This is a genomic window from Ketobacter sp. (genome assembly GCF_003671495.1).
In the GTDB taxonomy this organism is placed as follows: domain Bacteria; phylum Pseudomonadota; class Gammaproteobacteria; order Pseudomonadales; family Ketobacteraceae; genus Ketobacter.
In genome coordinates, this window is record NZ_RCHN01000013.1 from 72920 (window position 1) to 97649 (window position 24730).

Below are 24730 nucleotides of genomic sequence, written 5' to 3' on the forward strand. Positions count from 1 at the left end.
TCGTTGTGTAATCGTTAAAGTGTGAAATCGTCGAACTGGAAAAGTATTATGATTATGGTGACACCCCAAGGATGCGATTCGATTCTGGCACAGCCTTTCTGCCGGGCGTTACTACTTAAGTTGCATTGACACTGCGGCACCGGCTATGGTTTAAACACAGCTATAAAAGCCCTTTTAAATAGATAAATACACGTGACTGAAAATCTGACTTGCACCTTTCTGGTGATCGACGATCACCCGGTATTCCAGGATGGGATTGCCGTTATTCTGAGTACCCTGCGCCCGGATGCCACCATTGTTTCTGCCCTCAACGGGGCCGACGGTGTCCACCAGGCTGAACAGCGGCCGGATCTGGACTGGATTTTTGTCGACTATCAACTGCCGGATTGCGACGGCCTCAGTATTCTGGAGAAACTGAACCGCCTGATGGTGACCGCCCCCATTGTGATGATGTCCGGTGTCGATGACCTGGAACTGGTGGCCAAGGCTATGCAGCTGGGGGTAAGTGGTTTCATCCACAAGTCCGGCGGCAAGCAGGTGTTCAAGGATTGCCTGGAGACCATTGAGCAGGGCAAAGTGTATCTTCCCGCCGAAACTCAGGTGCGATTGGAACATTACCGGCATACGGTGGGGCGTCAGACCGAATCCATTCGTAAGCAACTGAGCAGCCGCCGCATGGATGTGTTGCTGTTGGTGGCGGAAGGCTATTCCAACCAGGAGATTGCCAACTCACTGTCCATCACCGAAGCCACGGTAAAATCCCACGTATCCGCATTGATGAGCATTCTCGATGCCGACAGCCGCTACCACTGTGTGGCGGAAGCGCGCAAGTTAGGCCTGATCAAATAGGCTAAGCGTGCAGCAGTTGCCGCATCACTTTGCGCAGGTGCACCGGTTTCACCGGCTTTTGCAGCAGAAACAGACTGTGTTCGCGAATGCGCTGAATCAGTTCCGGGCTGGTGTCACCGCTCATCAACAACGCCGGCACCGGTTGTTGCAGGCACTGCTGCACCGACCGGATCACCGACAGCCCGGTGCTGCCACCCAAATGGTAATCCGATAACACAATGTGCGGCGGCGCGCTGGCATCCACATGGGCCAGGGCCGCTTGCTCGCTGTCCGCCATCAGCACTTCACAACCCCACTCCCGCAGCAGACTGCAGGTGGCTTCCAGCAACGCGGGCTCGTCGTCCACCACCAGCACCCGGCACCCTTGCAGGGAAACACCGGACAACTCCTCTTTCTTCGGCAACGCCGCCGGGTTACCCCGCGGCACCACCAGGGTGAAGGTACTGCCCTGCTGCGGCACGGATTCCAGCTGCAAATCCAGATGCAGCAGCTCCACCAAGCGCTTGACCACCGCCAATCCCAGACCCACCCCCTGCTGACGCAAGCGGTGGCGGTTGGAAACCTGATGATACTCGTCAAAAATCCGGGCCTGCTCTTCCAGCGGAATGCCAACACCGGTGTCCTGTACCAGAATCATCACTTTGTCCTGCAGCAACTGCAGCCGCAGTTCAACGCTGCCAGTTTCCGTGAACTTGACCGCATTGGAAATCAAATTACGCAGAATCCGCCCCAGAATCAGCGGGTCGGTATGCACCACACAAGGGGCAGACTGCAGGTGCAGACCGATGCCTTTGGCTTCCGCCGCCGACTGAAACTCCCGCACCAGGGATTGCAGTATGTCGTTGAGTTCCACATGCCCCAGGCTCACATTCAGGTCATTGGCTTCCAGGCGTGACAAATCCATCAGTGAGTTGAACATATCACTCAGGGCGTCGTGGCAATGCACCCCCTGCTGAATCAGGCTTTGTTGCTCCGGCGCCTGCTGCCGGGCTTTCAGCTTCATGCTTTCCAGAATCAGGCCCAGCGCCTGCAGGGGTTGCCGCAAATCATGACTGGCCACCGCCAGGAAACGGGACTTGGCCCGATTGGCCGCCTCGGCTTTTTCCTTAGCCACCGTCACCTGCTCCAACAATTCCCGATTCTGGAAATCCATGGTGATGGACATGGAAATAATCTGGTTGATCTTGGCGCTGATCATCACAAACGCCGTCAGGCAGGCGACGCCGAGCAACGCCGTGGCATTCAACCCCAGCAGAAACAGTTTGACGATGAGCAGGGCCAGCGCCGGCACGATAAATGCCAGGTACGCCGGCAGATAGGCCGCCAGCGCCGGCAACGTGGAGGCACACATCCCGGCCAGGGCAATGGAGACAAAAATAACGGATTCGGTCTGGGGCTCATTCATAAACCAGATGGGCACCAGCCCCCAGAGTGCACCGGCATAGGCCATGCCCATCACCAGCAATGGTTTCATGCGGCGGTAGTCACCGTGTTGACGGGCCTGCATCCAGAGTCGGTCCAGGGTCACCAGGCGCACCCCGTGACTGAACAGCACAAGCGCCATCCAGGCCACCGAGAGCAGGGAGTGGGTGGCGAACCAGAGCACTCCGGTGGTCACCACCACAGCGGCCGTATGGGGCCAGGCGGTGACCCTCAACTGATCAAAGACGTAATCGATTTGCGCTTCTTTAACGGCGGATTTCGCGTACTGCATGGTTTTGCTGTTGGTGTATACCCCGGGAATGGGCCCATGCTAGCACGAAGCAGGGTTTATGTATCCAGCGGCTTCCGCTCCCGGCGCAACGCCTCCCGCTGACGGCGCAAACGGGGGTTATCCGGCTCGATTTCCATGGCGGTGGCAAGGATTTCCAACGCCTCCAGGTGACGCTGGTGTTTCCCCAGCGCTGTGGCCAGCGCCATCAGGGCCGCCACACAGCGGGGCTTGTGGGACAGGCAACGCTGGGCCGCCCGCGATAACATGACGTAGTCCTCCAACGCTTCACAGGCCTCGAACAACGCCAGCCAACCGTCCAGATAATCCGGCAATTGCTCCGTCAGCTGCTGGGTAATCACTTTCGCTACCGGCCACTGCTGTTGTTGACCCATCATCTTGGCGAATGCCACGGCCTGCAGCGCCGACATGACCTTGCTGCCGCGACCGGGGAGGCTGAATTCGATGGGCTTGCTGTCGTTTTTATCGTTACTGCTCACGGGTTTCACTTCGCTTATGGGTCTGGCTCAAGGGTCTGATGAGCCAGTATACCCCCAATATGAAACTAAGTGCGTTCGGCCTGCGTGACCGGAGCCGCTTGATTCAGCGCTCATATCCGATAAAATGCCCGCCCTTGGTCCGCTTACTTGACCAAAAACCCCAACACAACGCCCTGGATTTACGCTCCAGACAGCGAGGACAATATGAATCAAATCCCATCGGGCGCCACCATTGTGGTGTGCGCACTGTATAAATTCGTCACCCTGGAGCAGTTCGAGCAACTGCGCCAACCCCTGCTGGACGTCATGCTGGAACAGGATGTAAAAGGCACCCTGCTGCTGGCCAGTGAGGGCATCAACGGCACCATCGCCGGCACCCGCCAGGGCATTGATGCCGTATTGCAGCACCTGCGCAGCGACCCCCGGCTGCAGGACCTGGACACCAAGGAATCCTTTGACGAGGAACAACCGTTCTATCGCACCAAGGTGAAACTGAAGAAAGAAATCGTCACCATGGGTGTGGAGGGCATCGACCCCCAGCGCGTAGTGGGCACCTACGTCAAGCCCCGGGACTGGAACGCCCTCATCAGTGACCCGGACGTTCTGCTGGTGGATACCCGCAACGACTACGAAGTGGAAATCGGCACCTTCAAGGGCGCCATCGACCCGCACACCAAAACCTTCCGCGAGTTTCCCCAGTACGTGGCCGAGAACCTGGACCCCACCCGGCATAAAAAAGTCGCCATGTTCTGCACTGGCGGCATTCGCTGTGAAAAGTCCACCGCCTATCTGAAGGAACAGGGTTTTGACGAGGTCTATCACCTGGAAGGGGGCATCCTCAAATACCTGGAAGAGGTGCCCGAAGCCGAGTCCCTGTGGCAGGGTGAATGCTTCGTATTCGATAATCGCGTGACCGTGGATCACCAGTTACGCAAAGGCAACTTCGACCAGTGCCACGCCTGCCGTCGCCCCATTACCGAAGCAGACAAACTCTCCCGCTACTACCAGGCCGGGGTCAGCTGCCACCACTGCTATGACGAATACTCAGAAGAGCAGAAGCGTCGTTTTGCCCAGCGAGAAAAGCAGATCAAACTGGCGGAGAAACGGGGGCAGCAGCACATCGGTGGCGACCAGCGCTCCCTCATCGCGGAACGCCGGCAACAGAAGCTGGCAGAAAAAAATGCGCAACGGGAACTGGATCGCGAGCGGGATCAACCCTGAGCGCAGTGCCGGGCGATCCCGGCACGGTTAACGGATACGGGCCATCATGGAATCCGGCGGTACAAAATCGCCGGTCACCGGAAAATGCACAATGGCTTCCAGGCCGCCGCCGTCCCGGTTGCGCAATTGCACCCGGCCGTGGTGCATGTCCACGATCCGCTTCACGATGGCCAGGCCCAGGCCGGAGCCTTTGCTGGTCCGGCTTTGATCCCCACGGGCGAAGGGTTGGAATAATTCGTACATTTCTTTTTCTGTAAGCCCACGGCCGCGGTCCGCCACCACCACGCAGATCTCACCGTCCTCCATGCCGCTGCGCACTTCCACTTCACCACCACCATGACGGATCGCGTTGCCGATCAGGTTGGCGAACATGCGCTTCAGCGACAACCGTTTCAGGGAGATGCCCGGCAACTCATGCAACAGGGTCCGGATGGCACGGCCTTCTGATTCAAACTGCGACACCACCTCCACGATCACCTCGTTGAGGTCGCCCACTTCCGTTTGCTCATCACTGCCATCCCGCACGAACAGAATGAACTGGTCGAGGATGGCGTTCATGTCCTCAATGTCGCGCACCATGCCTTCGGTAAATTCCGATTCCCCCAACAATTCGGCCGTCAGGCGCATGCGGGTCAGGGGGGTGCGCAGGTCATGGGAAATGCCCGCCAGCAACAACGCCCGCTCCCGGTCCACCCGCTGCAGGTTGTCACTCATCTGCAGAAACGCCTTGTTCACCGCCCGAATCTCCCGCGAGGTGTTCTCCAGCAAATGGCTTTTCAACGGCTCACCACGACCAATACGCCGGGCTGCCGTTTCCAGGTTTTTCAGGGGGCGGTTCAACTGCCGCACAAAGAACGTGCCCAGCACAAAGGCCAGGGCCGGTGTGCCGATCAGCCAGGCCAGAAAGGCAATGGCCTCATAGCGCCCGACATTCTCCAATGGAAAGCGCACCCACAGGTCACCCAGCTGCTGGGTGCTCACCCACAGCCCGGGTGTGGGATCAAACCCCAACCGCACTTCACCGCCCTCACCGATGCGGCTGCGCATGGGGTCCACAAACAGGCGCCCGAACAGGCCTTCGCTCTCCGGTGGAATCAGCTCGGGATCGGCGGTTATGTCGATTTTATGCTGCTGTTGCAGCCGCTGCAGCAGTTCGATGCGGCGTTCACCATCCACCAGGTAACGGATGGTGTCCATCTCCAGGGCCACCAGTTTGGCGTTCTGCTTGATGCCCGGCAGGTACAGGTAATACACCGCAAACAGCAATGTGGAAATCTGGCTCAGCAGAATCACCAGCCACACCAGCCAGATGGTGCGCCAGAAGGAGGAACGGGGAATGAGTTTCATAGTGGACCCAGAATAATACCAGCAGGATATTATCCTGAATTCCCCCGCCTCTGACCAGTTTAGCGACCACGCAGAGATCAGAGACGCGCCACATTCAACGGCCGCAGGGTGGCGCGACGCTTGTGGTAATGCTGGTCCATGCGCGCCAGGATGTCCCGCAGCATGTGCACCGTTTCCACAATATAGGGACCTTTGTTGAGCATCACGCATTCCGCCAGCACCGCCATGGCGGCGTCGGTCACCTCCGCCCGGGACGGCATCCCCTTTTTGGCCATGGATTCCAGAATCTGGGTGGCCCAGATCACCGGCACATGGGCCGCCTCGCACAGCCAGAGAATTTCCTGCTGCACTTCGGACAAACGCTCAAACCCCATTTCCACCGCCAGGTCACCGCGGGCGATCATCACCCCCAGCGGCCGCCCCAGGCGCAGTCCGGTCAACAGGATGCGGGGCAGGTTCTCAAACGCCTGCCGGTTTTCGATCTTGAGGACGATGCCGGTCTCCGGCCGTTGCAAACGGTTCAGGGCCTGGTGCAGCGCGTCCAGATCCGCCGCCTGCCGTACGAACGACAGCGCCACAATGTCAGCAAACTCCGCCACCTGTTCCAGGTCCACCAGGTCCTTGTCGGTGAGCGCTGGAATGGTTAACTGGGTATCGGGAAAATTGATGCCTTTCTCTGAACGCAGTTTACTGCCCCGCGGGTCCGCCATGGTAATGCGCAGCTGCATCTCGGCCCCGTCACAGGCTTCCACCCGGGCGCCAATGCGGCCATCGTCAAACCACACCCGTTGCCCGGGCTGCACCTGATCAAAGGCTTGCTCCACCGTGCAGTGAATGCGGGCCGGGTGCAGCAGATCCCCCATTTGATCCCGCTGCTCCGGCTGGGCCGGTTGCGGTTCCCGAGTCAGGATCAGGCGGTCCCCCTGCAGCAGCAGAATGGGCAGCACCACGTCCTCCAGGCCCTGGGGGTAAGTGGACAGCACAGTGGCTTCACCCCGTTTCAGATCCAGCCGGGTATCGTCGGTGATGTAGGCGGTGTGTTTCAGTTCGGCAATACCACTGCCGGGTTGTACCTGCACAATATTGAGTTTGCGCCGCTGGCCGCGACTGTCCACCAGCTGAATCCGGTCCCCCACTTCGCAGGCGGCCAGAAATTCCGGCAGCACCTGCAACGGCCGGTGCAAACCGGGGGGCATCGTTTCGCCCGCGCCACTGTGCAGCCAGACCCGGCAGGGTTCCAGCACCAGGCCGTACAGATCCCGGCGCGGCTTCAGCTTCAGCAAGCGCCCGCTGCTGGGGATTTCGCCGGTACGCAATTTCGGGCCCGCCAGATCCACCTGCACCCGGCAGGGCACTCCCAACTCCGCCGATGCCGCCCGGGCATGCTCTGCCATGGCACGCCAGTCCTGGGCCCCATCATGGGCACAATTGATGCGCACCACATTCATTCCCGCCTGCAACAGATCCCGGGTGATGCCGGGCTCCCGGGCCGCTTCCGAGGGCATGGTCACCATGATGTGGGCCAGGGGCTGACGGGGAATCTCCCCCAACAGGCGTCGGGCATGCTCGTGCAGTAAATGGGGTCCGGTCAGGTAATCCACCGGCGGCTCCGGCGTCTCACACTGACGCCCGGTGAGGGCCTGCAGCAGGCTGATCACGGCGTTCAGGTGAGCCAGGGTGAAGGGTTCCAGGGCCGTCAGGGCCGAAAAGCCAAACCGGGACAGGGCATGCTGCAGGGGGCGGATGTCCCGCTGACGCACGCTGAGATAATGTAGCAGGTTGCGGGCGCTGCCCTGCAGTTCCGCATTGCAGTCGAGGATGTCCGCTTCATGGCGCTGGGCCATGGCCAGGGCCTCTTCCCGCAGCTGGATCAATTGTTCCTGCAGATCCAGCAACGCGTCCATATTGGATGCAATCACTCCTGTCTCCCCTCTGCACAACATTTCCAGAACAATACTTCCAGAACAACATTTCCAGAACAACACTTCCAGCACAGCGTCTGGCATGCAACCCGGTTGCAGAGGGACAGTTTACGACCGCTTTATGACCGTTTGGGGAACCCGGAGATCAACCGGCGCTGCCGTCCGGCACAAACACATAGCCCACGCCCCACACAGTCTGGATATAGCGGGAGTTGGAAGGGTCGTCCTCGATCAGGCGCCGCAGGCGGGACACCTGCACGTCAATGCTGCGCTCCATGGCACTCCATTCCCGCCCGCGGGCCAGGTTCATCAGCTTGTCCCGGGTCAGGGGCTCGCGGGGGTGCTGCACCAGCGCTTTCATGACCGCAAACTCGCCGGTGGTGAGGGACACCACCTGGCCGTCCTTGGTGAGGGTACGGGTGGACAGATCCAGGGAAAACGGGCCGAAGGTCACCACGGTCTCCTGCTGGGAAGGGGCCCCCGGCAACTCTTTCACCTGGCGCCGTAACACCGCTTTGACCCGGGCCAGCAACTCGCGGGGATTAAAGGGCTTGGGCAGGTAATCGTCGGCACCCGCCTCCAGGCCGTTGATGCGGTCCGCATCATCCCCTTTTGCTGTCAGCATGATGATGGGCAGGTTATTGTCGGAATCCCGCATCCGCTTGCAGATGGACATGCCATCCTCACCGGGCAACATCAGGTCCAGCACCATCAGGGAATAGATCTCCCGCGACAGGGCCCGATCCATCTGCTCGCCATCGGCCACGGCTTTCACCAGATAACCCTGCTCCTCCAGATAGCGCTGCAACAACGCCCGCAAGCGGGAGTCATCATCCACTACCAGAATCTTCTGTTGCTGTTCCTGTTCGCGGGGACTGTCTACCATGATGAATACCTGTGAATGACCGTTGCTTCGTTACTGCTGGGGAACCAATGGGGTTTGATTTGCCTCAAAGCCAGCATCATGCGTAACCGGTTAAGGTATCCGGAAGCCGCCCCAAAGTCATGCCCGGAATTTGTTACAAGCCATGACCCAGGCGCTAAGATGCTAAAATTGAACTAATTTCGGTCACATTCGCCCCTTGCATCCTGGTGGAGCTTACCCACATTATGCAGAAAACAATTCCAATAACTCCGATAACGCGTCCAATCACGCGACAACCTGGATGAACACATTGCGCGCAGCCCTTACTACCCTACGCACCAAGACGCCTTTGCCCCTGATCATCTTAGCCGGTACCATGCTGGTCATCACCCTGCTGGTGCTCAAACCCTCTGCCCCACCGAAAAAGCCGGCGCTGGACCTGCTGCCCCTGGTACAGACGCTGCCGGCGGCGCCCCAAGCCCATCGCCCCACGGTCACCCTTTATGGCCGTCTGGAATCCCCCCGGGAGTCGAACCTGTCCAGCACCATCAACGCCTACGTAGCCAGGGTGCTGGTGGAAGAAGGCCATTGGGTCCGGGCCGGGGACATCATCGTAGAACTGGAAGACAGCGATGTGCGCCTGATCTACCAACAACGGCAGGCGGAGCTGGAGGACCTGGAGGCCCAACTGGCCTCGGAACAGGCCCGCTACCAGACCGACATCAAAGCCCTGGAAGTGGAGCAGGAACTGGTGGCCCTGTCCCAGAAGTCCGCCGCCCGCTATGAAAAGCTGGTGGAACGCAACGTGGGCTCCGACCTGAACCGGGATGAAGCCCTGCAACAGGCCCGAGCCCAGGCCCTCAGCTTGTACAACCGGGAATACGCCGTGGCCGATCACCCCAACCGCCTTAAACGCCTGCAGGCGCAACTGGCGAGAGCCCAGGCCGTGCGGGATCAGGCAGCACTGGACCTGGCCCGCACCCGCATCACCGCACCCTTCGATGGCCGGGTTACCGCCATCAACGCCTCTCCCGGCAACCGGGTACGGCCGGGGGACGTGCTGGCATCCCTGTTCGACGCAGCGCATGTGGAGGTGCGCGCCCAGATTCCCTCCCGCTACCTGAACCAGGTGGAGGCAGCGCTGCAGCAGGGCATCGAACTGGACGCGGTCTTCGCCCTCAACGACAAGCGGGTTGCGCTGCGACTGGAGCGCCTGGCAGGGGCCATTGGGCTGGGGCAGGGGGGCGTGGATGGCTTGTTTGCCCTGCAGCAACCGGACCGCAACCTGACCCTGGGCCGCGCCGGGGAAGTGTATCTGCATATGCCGCCCATTGCCGACAGCATCGCCCTGCCCCCCACCGCCCTCTATGGCCAGCAACGGATTTACGCCGTGCGGGAAGGCCTGCTGCACACCATCATGATCCAGCGCCTGGGGGAAGTATTGCAGGCCAACGGCGAACGCTGGCAACTGGTGCAGGCAGCGGTGGAACCCGGGGAACCCATCCTCATCACCCAGCTTTCCAACGCTGTGGGGGGCTTGCGGGTCAAACTGGATACGGCCACCGCCGAGCCCGCTGCTGAGTCCTCCTCCCATGAGTGAGCACAAAGGCATCCTGGCCACCTTTGCCACCCACCGGGTGGCCTCCAACCTGCTGATGTTCCTGTTCATCCTGGCGGGACTGTGGGCGCTGAAAATGATCAACACCCAGTTCTTCCCCAGCTTTGAACTGGAATACATCACCATCTCCGTGCCCTGGAGCGGGGCCAGCGCCGAGGACGTGGAAAGCTCCATCATCATCCCCATGGAGCAGGAGCTGAAAACCCTCACCGAAGTGAAGAAAATGACCTCCACCGCCAATTCCGGGTCCGGCAGCATCACCCTGGAACTGGAGGAAGGGGTGGACGTGGGCAACGTGCTGGACCGGGTCAAGCAGCGGGTGGAATCCATCCGCAATCTGCCGGACGAAGCCGAACGCCCGGTGATTCAGCAGGTGGAAAGTTTCCAGCCGATCGCCAACATCGTCATCATGGGTTCCGAGTCACTGCCGGAACTGGCCCAACTGGCCCGTCAGTTCGAAAGTGAACTGCTGGCACGGGGCATCCGCAAAATCAATTTCGTCGGCATGCCGGCGGAGGAGATCGCCATTAAGGTGCCCTCCGCCACCCTCCATGAAACCGGCCTGTCCCTCAGCGGCATCGCCGCCCTGGTGGGCCAGAACAGCACCGACCTGCCCGCCGGCACCGCCGCCAAAGATGAAGTGTCAAAACAGGTGCGCAGCCTGAGCCAGCAACGCACAGTGCAGGGCTTCGAGCAGATGCCCCTGTTTACCGACAGCCGCGGCCGACTGCTGCGGGTGGGGGATATCGCCGAAGTGGAACGCCGCCCCCAGGAAGATGAACCCTACATCACCGTGGACGGCCAGCCCGCCATCGAGTTGCTGATGATGCGGACGGATTCGGAAGACACCCTGAAAACCGCCCGCATCTTCACCCAGTGGGTGGATGACGTACGCCCCCGCCTGCCGGAAGGGGTACACATCAAAGTTTACAACGAGCGCTGGAAACACCTGCGCGACCGTATTCAGCTGTTGCTGGAAAACGGCATCAGCGGACTGCTGCTGGTGATCGCCACCCTGTTCCTGTTCCTGAATGTGCGGGTGGCGTTCTGGGTGACCGTGGGCATCCCGGTGTCGTTCCTGGCCACCCTGGCGGTACTGCACCTGACTGGCGGCACCATCAACATGATCAGCCTGTTTGCCCTGATCATGGCACTGGGCATCATCGTGGACGACGCCATTGTGGTGGGGGAAGACACCCTCACCCACCTGGAGATGGGGGAATCCGCCGAGCGGGCCTCGGTGGGCGGCGCCCGGCGCATGTTCGCGCCGGTGCTGGCGTCCTCCATGACCACCATTGCCGCCTTCCTGCCCCTGGCATTGCTGCACGGCGTCATGGGCAAGATCGCCTTCGACCTGCCGGTGGTGATCATCTGTGTCATCATCGCCTCGGTGGTGGAATGTTTCCTGATCCTGCCGGGCCACCTCAACCACAGCCTGCGCAAGCAGAAGCCGGCCAAGACCACCGGTTTCAAAGCCAACTTTGACCGCAAGTTCGTGGCGTTTCGGGAACAGCGCCTGCGACCGGCGGTGGACGTGGCCATCCGCAACCGGGGCAGCGTGGTGGTGGGCGGCTTCTGCGCCTTCGCCCTGATGCTGAGCCTGGTATTCACCGGCGTCATCAAAACCACCTTTTTCCCCGCCGTGGACGGCAATGAGGTCCACGCCAATGTGGAATTCCATTTCGGCACGGCCCCCAAAACCGTTGATGCCTTCCTGCAGCACCTGGAGGACAGCCTGCAGCAAACCGCCGCTGAGGTCGAAGAGGAGTATGGCAACAACATCCTCAATGCCGTCATAACCTACCATGGCCGCTCGTTCTTCAACGCCATCGGCCGTGAAGTGGCCCCGGAACTGGGGGCCGTGCGCATCGACCTGGTCAGTGGCCAGCGCCCCATCAGCAATGCGGAGTTTATGGAACGCTGGCGCGAAAACATTCGCATGCCCCCGGGCATCAACCGCTTTGCCATGACCCAGCGGGACACGGGGCCCAGCGGCAAGCCCATCGCCATCCGCCTGATCGGGGCGGACGTCAACGTGCTCAAACAGGCCAGCACCGAGCTGCAGAAAGCCCTCTCCCAATACCGCGGGGTCAGCAACATTGACGATGACCTGCCCTGGGGCAAGGAGCAGCTGATCTATGACCTGACCCCCACCGGCCGCCAGCTGGGCCTGGACACCGTGGCCGTCGGTCGTCAGCTGCGGGCCGCCTTCGACGGCCACCTGGCCCAGATCTTCAACCAGAACGACGAGGAGATCGAAGTCCGGGTCACCCTGCCGGACCACGAACGCAACACCACCCAGACCCTGGAGTACTTCCCGGTGACCCTGGCCAACGGCACCACCGTGCCCCTGAGCGACGTGGTGCAGTTCCGCTCCCGCAAGGGCATCGAACGCCTCAACCACACCAACGGCCAGCTGAACGTGACCGTTTCCGCCGACCTGGATGACCGCATCGGCAACGCCAACGAGATCTTCGCCGATCTCAATGCTGGCCTGTTCCCGGAATTGAAACGCCGCTACGGGGTGGAAATGGGGCTGGAGGGCAAAGCCCAGGACCAGCAGGAAACCATCAGCGAAATGGGCATGGGCATGCTCATCGGCCTGGCCCTGATCTTCATCGTGCTGAGCTGGGTGTTCGCCTCCTATGTCTGGCCCATTGCAGTGATGACCGCCATTCCCCTGGGGCTGACCGGCTCCCTCATCGGCCATCTGCTGATGGGCAAAGACCTGTCCATGTTCTCCATGATGGGGCTGTTTGGTTTATCCGGCATTGTGGTCAACGACTCCATTGTCCTGATTACCTTCTTCGGGCAACTTCGGGCGCGGGGCATGGACGTCCACACCGCCATTGTGGAGGCGATCTGTGCCCGCTTCCGGGCCGTGGTGCTGACCTCTCTCACCACCGTGGCGGGACTGCTGCCGATCCTGTTTGAGACCTCCCTGCAGGCGCAGTTCCTCATCCCCATGGCCATTTCCATCGTCTTCGGACTGGCCTATGGCACCTTTCTGATCCTGTTTTTTGTGCCCGCCATGATCACCTACCTGGAAGGGGGCAAACGCTGGATCCGCCAGCTCATCGCTCGGATCCGCCCCCCACAGCCCACCTGAAGCGGTTGAAACTGTAGGCTTTTTAACCAGAATCATGCCGTCCAGAGGCGCCAAAAACCGGTCACCCATAAAACTAACAAGGTTCGTTGTTGCATTTTTCCAACACTTTTCCGTCAATTTGCGATGGAAAGGTTGTCCAGTTTTTGAAACAATCGACTGATTCACTTTTAAGTTTGAAACGCTTTTTCCCGGGTCTGACACTGCCAAATGGGGTTCAGGGATACGATGTCTCCTTCAGATCAGTCATCTTTTACCAATGGGTTCTCTGTGCATAACCAGCACAGTCGCGACCAGCAACGCTCGCTTCTGGTGACCGTCCAGAGCCGGGTGCTGGCGAACCTGTCTGATCTGCTCACCGAATTTTTCCACCAGATGGATGACGCTTTTTTCAGCCTGGCGGAACATGCCCCCACCAATAACGAACAGAACCAGTATTTTGAGGCCATGCGGGAACTGCGCCTGCACGCCCGCGACGTGGACAACCAGTTGCGCAAGGAACTGGCCTACCACTTCGACCTGCTGGAGAAGAAGCGCAAGGATGCGGTACCGGAAAAGCACGACGACGGCCTCTCCCTGGTGGACAAGGAACGCATGGAAGTGGATGTGGCCCTCACCAACATCCGCAACAAGATCCGCACCACGTACCCGGAACTGTTGCTGCAGTTCAGCCGCCGCCTGAACCGTTACCTGGAAACCGACTGGATTAACGAGGCCAACAACCCCCTGGGCTCCGACACCCTGGTCAACGCCTTCAGCAGCGCCGTGGACAAACTGGAACTGCCGCTCAAGGTCCGCCTCATCGTGTTGAAACACTTTGAGCGCCAGCTGGTGCAGAACCTGGGACACATCCTGCTGGAAGCCGACAAGATTCTGGAACAGGAAGGCGTAAGCGCCGACCGCAAGTCCGCCACCAAGCCGACCCCGAACAATCCAGCAGCGGGCGCCCAGCCGCCGGGAAGCGCGCATCCGGCGGCCGCTGCCAAAGCCGACGCGGCCATCGAACAGGCAGTGGAAGGCCTGCTGCCACCGCTGCAAAGCGCCGTTCGCAACCATTACGAAACCGTCGTGCCGTTTGAGCAGGTGCAGGCACTGATGGCCAATTTCTACCGGGACAGCCTCAACAACCGGCTGTTCGCGGTCAAGCAGGGGCAAAACGCACCGGAGCTGAAACGCAACGATCTGTTTGGCGTGTTGAACCGCCTGCAGACGGCGGAGCGGGATTCCCTGGCGGACGAAGACCCCGCCAACAACGAGCACGATCACCAGGATGTACGCCTGCTGCTGGAACACCAGTTGGCGCACACTGTACGCCAGCAGGGTGCCCGCAAGCTGAATCAGGACGACGACGATGTCATCAACCTGGTGAGCATGATCTTTGAGTCCATTCTGGAGGACGACAACATTCCGCCGGAAGTGGCCCTGCTGTTGGGTCGCCTGCAGATTCCCATGATCAAGATCGCCCTGGCGGACAAGCACCTGTTCAGCAACGCCCATCACCCCGCCCGCCGCCTGCTGAAACAGCTGTCTGAAGCGGCCATCGGCTGGGAAAAGGAATCGGTGTTGCAGCGGGACCTGCTGATGGAAGAGATCCGCAACGTAGTGACCCGGATTCTCAACGAATTTGACGAAGACAACCTGTTCCTGTTCTCGGAGCTGGAGAAAAGCTTTGACCGTTTCCTGTCGGAAGAAAAACGCAAATCCGACACCATCGAGAAACGGGTGCTGGAAACCGCCCAGGGCCAGGCCAAGATGGAGCAGGCCCGCAACACCATCAACCAATTGATCGGCGACCGCATGCAGGGCAAAACCCTGCCTTCGGTGGTCATCGACATGGTGGACGGCCCCTGGCGGGTGCTGATGCTGCAGAAACTGATGCGCCATGGCCGCGATTCCGACGAGTGGAAACAATGCCTGCGTTCAGTGGATGACCTGATCTGGAGCATCCAACCCGCCAACGCCGCTGCCGACCGACCACGCTGGGTCAAACTGATCCCCGGCCTGCTGAAAGAAATCTGCGCCGGCCTGGAAAGCATCAAGCACCCCGGCCTGGAAGTGGACAAGTTCCTCTCTGCCCTGTGGGAAATCCACGGCCAGATTCTGGAGACCCCGCCGGACCAGCAGCTGCCCAACAGTCGCACCGTGGATCACACCATCACCGAGCCCAAAGGCAGCCAGGCGGAAAAAGAACGTCTGCGGGCCCTGCAGCGCAAAGCCCTGCTGGACCCCAAAAACCGCGCCCTGGCCAATCTGCGCAAGGAACTGCTGATCATGAAAGAAGGTCAGTGGATCGAAATTCATACGCCGGAGGGCAAACACCGCCGCTGCAAGCTGGCCTGGCGCGACACCGGCAGCGACCTCTACATCTTCGTCTCCCGTCGCGGCAACAAAGTACTGGAAACCAACCTCGACAGCATGCTGCGTATGGCCAGCACCGGCGAACTGCGGATGCTGGAAAACGTCTCCATGTGGGACCGCGCACTCGCCACCGTCATGGGCCGCCTCAAGAAAGCCAGCGAACGCCCGCCGGAAGCCAACCCCATCGCCTGAGCCTGAGCCTGAGCCCGGCATTGGGCCTCCCTTCCTATCGATTTTCACACTCATAGGTTTATAATCCCCCTCCACCTCAGGTAGTGACCACGAGAAAGATTACAAAATGATCAACATCGCTGACATGATTGCCAACGAGCTTGGCGTCAACCCCCTCCAAGTTAAAGCTGCCGTCGCCCTGCTGGACGAAGGCGCCACCGTCCCCTTCATCGCCCGCTATCGGAAAGAAGCCACCGGCGGTCTGGACGACACCCAACTGCGTAACCTGGAAGAGCGCCTGCGCTACCTGCGGGAGATGGAAGAACGGCGTGAAGCCATCCTCAAGAGCATCGCCGAACAGGACAAACTGACACCGGAACTGGAACAGGCCATTAAAGCGGCGGACACCAAAACCCGCCTGGAAGACCTGTACCTGCCCTACAAGCCCAAACGTCGCACCAAAGGCCAGATCGCCATCGAAGCCGGCCTGGAACCCCTGGCCCTGGCCCTGCGTGCTGACCCCAGCCTGAGCCCGGAACAGGAAGCGGAAAAATTCATCGACGCCGACAAAGGCGTTGCCGACGTCAAAGCCGCCCTGGACGGGGCCAAGTACATTCTCATGGAGCAGTTCAGCGAAGACGCGGACCTGCTGGCCAAGCTGCGCAGCTTCCTGTTCCAGAACGGCGTGCTCACTTCCAAGATGGTGGACGGCAAGGAAGAGGAAGGGGCCAAGTTCCGCGATTATTTCGAGCACTCCGAGCCCCTGAAAAGCACACCGTCCCATCGCGCCCTGGCCATTTTTCGCGGTCGCAACGAAGGCATTCTGCAGGCCAGCATCATCATTGAGCAGGAAGAAGGCGCCGTTGGCCATCCCTGTGAGGACATGATCGCCCAGCATCTGGACATTCGCGACGAAGGCCGCGCCGCCGACAAGTGGCTGGGTGAGGTGGTGCGCTGGACCTGGCGTATCAAGCTGCTCACCCACCTGGAAACCGAACTGCTGGGCGACCTGCGGGAAAAGGCCGAAGAAGAAGCTATCAAAGTGTTTGCCCACAACCTGAAAGACCTGTTGATGGCGGCACCGGCCGGCCCCCGCGCCACCATGGGCCTGGACCCGGGCCTGCGCACCGGGGTGAAGGTGGCCATCGTCGACGCCACCGGTCAATTGGTGGAGCACGGCACGATCTTCCCCCATGCGCCGCGCAACCAGTGGGATGAATCCATCGCGGTGATCGCGGCCCTGTGCAAAAAATACAACGTGGAGCTGATCAGCATCGGCAACGGCACCGCCTCCCGGGAAACCGACAAGCTGGCCGCTGAGATGCTGAAGAAGCACCCGGACCTGAACGCCCAGAAAATCATGGTGAGCGAGGCCGGTGCCTCGGTGTATTCCGCCTCCGAATTTGCCGCCCGGGAATTCCCCAAACTGGACGTATCCTATCGCGGCGCCGTGTCCATCGCCCGCCGCCTGCAGGACCCGCTGGCAGAGCTGGTGAAAATCGAACCCAAGGCCATCGGCGTGGGCCAATACCAGCACGACGTGAGCCAAACCAAAATGGCCCGCAGCCTGGACGCCGTGGTGGAAGACTGTGTGAACGCCGTGGGGGTGGACGTGAACACTGCGTCTGAACCCCTGCTGGCGCGCATCTCCGGTCTGAACAAAACCATCGCCGGCAACATCGTCTCCTTCCGCAACCAGAACGGTGCCTTCAACAGCCGCGATGATCTGAAACAGGTGCCGCGCCTGGGGGACAAAACCTTCGAACAGGCCGCCGGATTCCTGCGCATCATGAACGGCACCAATCCCCTCGACCGCTCCGCCGTGCACCCGGAAGCCTATCCGGTGGTGATGAAAATCGCCGAGAAAAACAGTCGGGACATCGGCCAGATCGTAGGGGACAGCGGCTTCCTGAAAAAACTGGCGGCCAACGATTATGTGGATGACACCTTCGGCCTCCCCACCGTCACCGACATCATCAAAGAACTGGAAAAACCCGGCCGCGATCCCCGCCCGGAATTCAAGACGGCGGAGTTCAAGGAAGGGGTCGAAACCATGGATGACCTCAAGCCCGGCATGATCCTGGAAGGGGTGGTGACCAACGTCACCAACTTCGGCGCCTTTGTGGACATCGGCGTACATCAGGACGGTCTGGTACACATTTCGGTTTTGTCGAACACCTTTGTGTCCGACCCCCGCGAAGTGGTCAAAGCCGGCGACATCGTCAAGGTGAAAGTGGTGGAGATTGACCTGCCCCGCAAGCGCATCGGCCTCAGCATGAAACTGGACGAAGCCGCCGGGGAAAAGATCGATGGACCACGGGCGCCCAAAGGCAAGCATGGCGGCAAAAGCAAACCCCGCGCCGCCCAGCAACCCCAGCGCAGCAGCCGCGGCCCCAGTCAGGCCCCCGGCAAGACCGGCACCTTCGCCGACCTGTTCGCCAACGCGAAAAAACTGCGCTGAGCCAATGGGAGTGCTGTTATAGGAGCAGTGCTTTAGTCAAATGGTTAAACAACTGTCGTAAAAAATTCACTCCCCCATCAGCAGACTGACACTGGTCTCACGGAACATGCATCACAGCCATCGCGACGATGGCTGTTTTCTTTGACCAGGAGTTAGTCACAATGAATAACACAGAAAAGCTTCGAACCTGGCTTCCGTTGGCGCTGGGATTGGTGGTGCTGCCGACGCTGAACGCCAACGCGGCCTTTGTTATGAGCCTGGATGATTTGAGTGATGCCGCAGGCCCCACCATCATTTATGACGGCTCGGGGAGCGATTTCGGGGGTCCCCTGGGTGTCATTACCTATTCCGGCGCCATCGGCTCGTTCAACGTCAACGTCACCACCGGGGTGAGCAAGCCCATTGTCGGCCCCACCACGCTGGACCTCAACAGCATCAATGTCACCGGAGCCAGCGGCGGTACGCTGGTGGTCAAAATCACCGATACCGACTTTACCGGTGACTATGAGGCGCTGGCGGCGGCTTTCGGGGGCACCACCAATGGCGCCATCGACATCGACTTCCTGTACGACCTCAACAATGGCGAGTTCACTGGCACCTCCTTCGCTGGCGGTTCCCATGTGGCCTCCACCGGCAATCTGAGTTTCTCCAATGATCTGTGGGGAACGGTGTTGCCGGGTGAACCGTTCTCGCTCAGCATCGTCGCCACCATCCATCACAACAACGGCGGCGAGCTCACCAGTTTTGACGCCACCATTGCCCCGGTGCCGTTGCCCGCCAGCGCCTTGCTGTTTGGCTCGGCCCTGGCCGGGTTGGGGTTAGGCTGGGGTGCGAAAAAGCGTCGCCCCGGTCGCTGATCCATCGACGCCTGGCCTGGCCTTTCGGGATCGATTCAGTTCACCTGATCCAGAAAGGCCACCACATCCTGCAATGCCGTCTGCCATTTGGCTTCCAGCAGCACGGCATGGGGGCTGTCGTACACCACCATACGCTTGCGTACGCTGTCGATTTCATCGTAGACCTCCTGACTGGAGGACAGTGGTACCAGGATGTCGTCTTTGCCGTGCAACAGTAAAACCGGGACGGTCACGTGCCGCAGGCGGGGTTCAATAAAATCGATCGCCTTCAGGGTGGTGCTGAGATACGCACCGGGCAGCCAATCATGACAGACTTCAGGGTCGCTCATCAGGCGGTCCTGTAACTGCTGATCTTCCACCGCCATGCGCAAGCCGGTGTCCGACTCGACGGCGGGTACGCTGCCAAAGCCGGACCAGAACCATTTAACCGAACTCATCGTGATGTCGTTGACGAACTCCGGTGCCCGCACCCCCATCACTTTCAGGCTGGGCTTGTAGCCCACGCCACTGGTGATCACCCCGTCCAGCAGAAACTCAAACCGCACTGAGCCATACATGGCCACCGTGCCCCCCAGGCTCTCGCCCATGACATAGTTTTTCACGTCCGGATAACGCTGACGCAACAGCTGCAGCACCTGCTTGAGATCCTGGCCATAGTCATCAAAATCCGCCACATAGCCACAGCCTTTCAGGCCCTGGGAGTGCCCCCAGCTCTGCATATCAAATGCGAACACGCGATAGCCGTGGGCAGACAGATAGCGGGCCGGGTCCGCATAGACTCCGCCGTGCAGGGAGGTTCCGTGCAGAATCACCACATTGGCCTTGGCACTGCCCTGGGGCTCCCAGGTGCGGGCAAACAGTTGCAAACCCGCCTGGTTGGTAATCACCTCTTCAAAATAATCCGCCCGCTGCTCCAGTTGCTGCGGGGGCGCGCTGGGACGGGAACTGCAGCCCGCCAACCACAACAGACTCAGGGACAGCACGCCAACCAGGAAAACGCAAGCCATGGGACACCTCGATTTATTGTTCTTGGAATACATTGTGAAGCGACTATACGGGCCACCCCAACCCGAGTCAATTGCCGAAGTTTGTATCAATGCGCTGCCGGGGCCCGGCAATAATGGCCATTTCCTTGCGTCCACAATTCACGCATAATCACGCAAAACCGCACAGGAATTATGCGTGAAAAATACTCTACTGCACCGATTGGAATCGATCCTCGAAGTGCAACTCCACCAGAGCCTGACTCACATGCAACGGGGCCTGGAAAAAGAGAGCCTGCGGGTCACGCCGAAAGGTGAGCTGGCGCAAACCAAGCATCCCGAAGCCCTGGGCTCCGCCCTCACCCACCAGTGGATTACCACGGACTATTCCGAAGCCCTGCTGGAGTTCATCACGCCGGTGTTCCAGGACACCCGCCGGCCGCTGTCGTTTCTCACCGACCTGCACCGTTTCACTTACCAGCAGCTGGGGGACGAGTTGCTGTGGGTCAACAGCATGCCCTGCCTGATGGGGGATGAACTGTCTATCCCCATCGCGGAATACGGCAGCTCCAACGTCGGGTTAATGAAGCACTACTACCGCCATGGCCTGTGGCACCGCTACGGCCGCTATATGCAGACCATCGCCGGCATTCATTACAATGTTTCGATTCCGGAAAATTTCTGGTCTGTGTATCACCAGCTGGAGAACAGCAACGAGTCGTTGCAGGATTTCATCTCCGAATCCTATTTCGGGCTGATCCGGAATTTTCTGCGTAATGTGGGCCTGGTGGTGTACCTGTACGGCGCCTCGCCGGCGGTGTGTGCCTCCTTCCTGCAGGGGCGCGCCCATCAGCTGGAAACCTTCCGCGAGCACACCTGTTATATGCCCTATGGCACCTCTCTGCGGATGAGTGACCTGGGCTATCACAATGATGCCCAGGCGGGCCTCAACATTTCCTACAATTCGCTGGCGGAATACGTGCAATCCCTGCAGCACGCCATCCGCACCCCCTACGCGCCCTACGCCGCCATCGGGGTCAAGCCCAACGGCCAGTACCACCAGCTGAACACCAATATTCTGCAGATCGAAAACGAGTTCTACAGCAGCATCCGCCCCAAACGGGTCACCCAAAGCGGCGAACGCCCCACCTGTGCGCTGGCCGATCGCGGTGTGGAATACGTTGAATTGCGCTGTGTGGACCTGAACCCGTTCGATCCCATCGGCATCACCGAAGCCCAGATCCGCTTTATGGATGTGTTCGTGCTGTACTGCCTGCTGGAGGACAGCCCCCCCATCAGTGAACAGGAGCAGCAGTGCAACATCGAGAACCTGCAGTCCATTGTCACCCAGGGCCGGGACCCGGATCTGCGACTGACCTCCCGCTGCACCCAGGCCCCGTTCCGGCAGTGGGCACAGGCGCACCTGGACAAGATGCTGCAGGTGGCAGGGCTGTTTGACCGCGCCTACGGGCACCAGGCCCACTCCGAGGTGGTGAAAGCGCAGATGGAAAAGCTGGTGCATCCGGAGCGAACCCCATCGGCCCGGGTCATGGAGACCATTTTTGAAGGTGAACAGTCCTTTTTCGAGTTCGCCATGGCCAGCGCCGAGCACACCGCGAATCACTTCCGACAACACCCCCTCAGCGCGACTGAGGCCGCTGCCTTCCTGAAAGAGGCGCGCCGTTCCATTACCGCACAACACCGGATCGAAGCCGAAGACGACATTACTTTCGAGCAATATTTGAGCAATTTCTTCTCCCAGGATGCCTGTTGCTGATATTGCGTTACAATTTTTCAAGAACTTAGCATGACTTTCTAGAATTCACTGCTAATCTTGATCCTAGGTGCAGGATGTATGCGGCACTGCGTGCAGTAACACAAAACAGATGACAGCGCATAAGAGGCTCGGAGCCATGAGCATCAACGACATCGACCAGCAGAATTGGAGCATCGAAACCCTGAACAAAGCCTACCGCCAGGGCTACATGTTCGGTTTGAGCGGGGAACCCCAGCAAGCCTGCCCCTATCATTCTGATGTGATCGCCGCCGCCTGGGAGGCTGGCTGGACCGACGGGGCCGCCCAGGCCCAGCAGATCGGTTTCAAAACCCGGCAGCAGGCCATCGCCTGATGCGGACCCCGTAATCACCCACAGGGCCACCGGGGAACCAAGTACCGGGGCCCGGGTCGAAAGTCTCAGACTATTCTCCGGTTTTGCTTATAATCGGAGCGGGGCCTCTCCCCCACAGCAAACCAACAACTCACGTTGAAAGAGACCAAGACCTTGCCTTTCTATCAAATCCTGAGTGCGCGGCGACTGAACGCGCTGGGTGTCATCGGCGCCATCGTCTCCATCTGCTTTGCCTACTTCTACCTGCAGCAACACCTGGGTCTGGACGCCTGCCCCCTGTGCCTGATTGACCGGGGCATTGTGATCAGCATCGGCACGGTGTTCCTGCTGGCGTTTCTGCACAACCCCAAACCCCTGGGTCAGCGCATTTACGCCGCCATCGCCCTGTTGTTCAGCGCACTGGGCATCGCCGTGTGTTGGCGTCACCTTTGGTTACAGAACCTGCCCAAAGATCAGGTGCCGGAATGCAGCCCGGGCCTGGAATACATGCTGGAAACCTTTCCCATTGGTGAAACCATTCGCACCATTTTCAACAGTGCCGGTGAATGTGCCGAGATCCAGTGGACCTTTATGGGACTGTCCATTCCGGCCCAAACCATGCTGGTATTCATCGGTTTTGCGCTGTTGTCCCTGCTGCAAATTCTGCGTAAAAACGGCTAACGGACCGTTTTTACGCGGGTTTGTCCCACGGCAATTTAGATCGAGTTTTCATAAAAATTATTTGAACCATTACTGAACTTCGTTTTTTTAACGCAAATCCACACCAAGCCAAGAATCGTTTTTTGTCAACGTGATATTGCGGGTTTTTGGCCCCCCCTAAATGTCTTGCCCAGCCAATCCAATTTGCATATTCTCGATAGTCCGCGCTCAGGAAGAATGCTTGAACGCGGGAGATTTCCCAGTGGAATCAATGACAATTTGCTGCAACACCAATCGAGAGTTGGGCCATCTGAGCCCGCAAAAATAGGGAGCGTTTTTCAACGCTTCGTTGTGTAAAAGGGTAACAGTGCAAGTACGTCACGACCCGACACCAACCACCATGCGAATGGGGAGTACCAGAACATGCTGACCGAAGCAAAAAACACGACAGAACAATGGGGCAACATCGACCGGATGATCAGCCGCTGGCTGAAGGAACGACAGGAACTGATCGTTCTTTATTGCAAAGTGGATGGTCTCAAACAGTTTTCCACTCAGGACACACCCATCACCGTCCGCGTCCAGGCACTGTGTGATGTTCTGATTGACTACGTCTCGGCAGGCCACTTCGAAATCTATCAAGTGCTGATGAAAGAAGCCGAACAATTCAACGACGACTACCAACACACCATCGACCGCATCCTCCCCCTGATCCAACAATCCACCGAACTCGCCCTCGACTTCAACGACCAGTACAGCTCCGCTGAACTCTGCGCAAGCAATCTGGACAAGCTGGCCCGCGACCTGAACCAGCTCGGCGAAAAAATGGTGGAACGTTTCGATCTGGAAGACAAACTGATCGACAGCCTGCACACCTGTCATCGTGACATGGTCGCCTGATCGGGTGGCCTGATCCGCTGGCTTGATCAGTTCGCACAGGCGAATCGCCAGCGTCGAAAAAAAGAGAGCCCTTGGCTCTCTTTTTTCATTATTGTCTACACTGTTTTTATAACCCTTTTCTGTTGCGGATTGAAACGGATTCATGCGCGTTCTGTTGACCTGTCTGATAAGCCTGTCGCTGGCGGCCTGCGGTGACACCCCCACCCGTTATTGGGAAACCACTGCCAACGGTGCCTATTCCGCGTCGTTAAGCCCGAATGGGGAATTTGCGCTGGTGGGCTCCCTGGAACATGGCGGCAGCCTGTGGCGATTGAAGGACGGGGAACGCCTGTTCAACTGGAATCACGCCGCCGGGGAATACTCCAAGCTGGTGGCCACCACCTTTTCCACTGACAGCCAATTTGCACTGACGGCCGAATCCAAGCGTTTCGTGCTGTGGGATGTGGCCAGTGGCCGGGCCGCAGGGTTCTGGCCAGCGGCCGGCGGGGTGCTGGCCATGGCGTTGTCCGACCAGGGGCGCTACGCCCTCATCGGCCAGGAAAATTACAGTGCGCTCTATGTGGATACCGCCACCGGCTCAATCCTGAGCACCCTGTCCCACTCTGGCGACATCAACACCGTGGCCATCAGCGCCAATGGTCTGGTGGGGGTCACCGGGTCGGAAGACGGTATCATGAAAGTATGGGATCTGCCGGCGGGCAAGGAAACCTTCTCGTATCGCCTGGGGGATGACGTCAGCGCCGTGGCCATCAGCGGCGACGCCAGCCTGGTGTTCGCCAGTCTGTATTACGGCAAAGGCAAAATCTGGGAAGTGAAAACCGGCCGCGAGGTCAGCAGCATCGGCCATAACCGCACCACCATCACCTCCGCCCGCTTCAGTCAGGATAACCGGACCCTGCTCACCGGCTTCACTGCACGCCGGGTGGTGCTCTGGAACGTCAGTGACGGCAGCACCCTGCAAAGCTGGCGGGCAGTGGCGCCGCTGTTCTGGCGCCCCTCCGGGCTGGTGGTGAACGACGTGGCCTTCGGCCCCAGCCCCAATCAATACCTCAGCGTGTTTTCCAATGGCCTGGTGAATCAGTGGCAATAAACG

Annotated in this window: 18 protein-coding genes; 12 read left to right on the top strand and 6 right to left on the bottom strand. The window is 59.6% G+C overall.

The genetic code is table 11. From position 1 onward, the window contains the following. Positions 1-192 precede the first annotated feature (192 nt). Positions 193-849 carry a response regulator gene (locus D9N14_RS05240; protein WP_290577675.1) on the top strand — a complete coding sequence of 219 codons (657 nt, stop codon included), beginning with the start codon at positions 193-195 and terminating at the stop codon, positions 847-849. Position 850: 1 nt separating this feature from the next. Here D9N14_RS05240 and D9N14_RS05245 read toward each other — a convergent pair whose 3' ends face one another. Together D9N14_RS05245 and D9N14_RS05250 are read right to left on the bottom strand one after the other, a co-directional pair. Further along, the gene (locus tag D9N14_RS05245; RefSeq protein ID WP_290577677.1) at positions 851-2563 is read right to left on the bottom strand and encodes an ATP-binding protein; all 1713 of its coding nucleotides are present in this window, start codon (positions 2561-2563) and stop codon (positions 851-853) included. Positions 2564-2619: 56 nt separating this feature from the next. After that, entirely contained in the window at positions 2620-3060 is a 441-nt protein-coding gene (locus D9N14_RS05250) for a hypothetical protein (RefSeq protein WP_290577679.1), read from the bottom strand. Between the two features lie 204 nt (positions 3061-3264). Here D9N14_RS05250 and D9N14_RS05255 point away from each other — a divergent pair, with 204 nt between their 5' ends. Continuing rightward, positions 3265-4281, top strand: coding sequence for a rhodanese-related sulfurtransferase (locus tag D9N14_RS05255; RefSeq protein ID WP_290577681.1), 1017 nt, complete (start codon positions 3265-3267; stop codon positions 4279-4281). Positions 4282-4308: 27 nt separating this feature from the next. On the opposite strand, the gene D9N14_RS05260 is transcribed toward D9N14_RS05255, so the two are convergent. The 3 genes from D9N14_RS05260 to ompR form a co-directional block, all read right to left on the bottom strand. Next, the gene (locus tag D9N14_RS05260) at positions 4309-5628 is read right to left on the bottom strand and encodes an ATP-binding protein (protein WP_290577683.1); all 1320 of its coding nucleotides are present in this window, start codon (positions 5626-5628) and stop codon (positions 4309-4311) included. Between the two features lie 77 nt (positions 5629-5705). Beyond that, complete coding sequence (locus tag D9N14_RS05265) at positions 5706-7547, bottom strand: pyruvate kinase (protein ID WP_290577685.1); 1842 nt, start codon at positions 7545-7547, stop codon at positions 5706-5708. 148 nt (positions 7548-7695) lie between these two features. After that, entirely contained in the window at positions 7696-8436 is a 741-nt protein-coding gene (gene ompR, locus D9N14_RS05270) for a two-component system response regulator OmpR (protein ID WP_290577696.1), read from the bottom strand. Positions 8437-8764: 328 nt separating this feature from the next. Here ompR and D9N14_RS05275 point away from each other — a divergent pair, with 328 nt between their 5' ends. The 5 genes from D9N14_RS05275 (at position 8765) to D9N14_RS05295 (ending at position 18986) form a co-directional block, all read left to right on the top strand. Next, on the top strand, positions 8765-10015 hold the full coding sequence (locus tag D9N14_RS05275; RefSeq protein ID WP_290577698.1) for an efflux RND transporter periplasmic adaptor subunit: 1251 nt from the start codon (positions 8765-8767) through the stop codon (positions 10013-10015). Then, positions 10008-13142 carry an efflux RND transporter permease subunit gene (locus tag D9N14_RS05280; protein WP_290577700.1) on the top strand — a complete coding sequence of 1045 codons (3135 nt, stop codon included), beginning with the start codon at positions 10008-10010 and terminating at the stop codon, positions 13140-13142. The genes D9N14_RS05275 and D9N14_RS05280 overlap by 8 nt, the downstream gene beginning before the upstream one ends. Positions 13143-13409: 267 nt before the next feature. Next, entirely contained in the window at positions 13410-15689 is a 2280-nt protein-coding gene (locus D9N14_RS05285) for a DUF1631 domain-containing protein (protein ID WP_290577702.1), read from the top strand. A 106-nt stretch (positions 15690-15795) separates the two neighbouring features. Next, a complete protein-coding gene (locus D9N14_RS05290) occupies positions 15796-18129 on the top strand; it encodes a Tex family protein (RefSeq protein WP_290577704.1) in 2334 nt (777 codons plus the stop codon). A gap of 161 nt (positions 18130-18290) precedes the next feature. Further along, on the top strand, positions 18291-18986 hold the full coding sequence (locus D9N14_RS05295) for a hypothetical protein (protein WP_290577706.1): 696 nt from the start codon (positions 18291-18293) through the stop codon (positions 18984-18986). Between the two features lie 35 nt (positions 18987-19021). Here D9N14_RS05295 and D9N14_RS05300 read toward each other — a convergent pair whose 3' ends face one another. Continuing rightward, positions 19022-19993, bottom strand: a complete 972-nt coding sequence (locus D9N14_RS05300) for an alpha/beta fold hydrolase (protein ID WP_290577708.1) — start codon at positions 19991-19993, stop codon at positions 19022-19024. Positions 19994-20168: 175 nt separating this feature from the next. Here D9N14_RS05300 and gshA point away from each other — a divergent pair, with 175 nt between their 5' ends. From gshA to D9N14_RS05325, 5 genes are all read left to right on the top strand, one after another. Next, complete coding sequence (gene gshA, locus D9N14_RS05305) at positions 20169-21746, top strand: glutamate--cysteine ligase (RefSeq protein ID WP_290577710.1); 1578 nt, start codon at positions 20169-20171, stop codon at positions 21744-21746. A gap of 136 nt (positions 21747-21882) precedes the next feature. Then, a complete protein-coding gene (gene rmf, locus D9N14_RS05310) occupies positions 21883-22098 on the top strand; it encodes a ribosome modulation factor (protein WP_290577712.1) in 216 nt (71 codons plus the stop codon). A 153-nt stretch (positions 22099-22251) separates the two neighbouring features. Continuing rightward, positions 22252-22758, top strand: coding sequence for a disulfide bond formation protein B (locus tag D9N14_RS05315; protein WP_290577714.1), 507 nt, complete (start codon positions 22252-22254; stop codon positions 22756-22758). Between the two features lie 402 nt (positions 22759-23160). Continuing rightward, positions 23161-23637: a sigma D regulator gene (gene rsd, locus D9N14_RS05320; RefSeq protein ID WP_290577716.1), complete on the top strand. Its 477-nt coding sequence runs from the start codon at positions 23161-23163 to the stop codon at positions 23635-23637. Positions 23638-23779: 142 nt separating this feature from the next. Next, the gene (locus tag D9N14_RS05325; RefSeq protein ID WP_290577718.1) at positions 23780-24727 is read left to right on the top strand and encodes a WD40 repeat domain-containing protein; all 948 of its coding nucleotides are present in this window, start codon (positions 23780-23782) and stop codon (positions 24725-24727) included. The last annotated feature ends 3 nt before the right edge of the window (positions 24728-24730 follow it).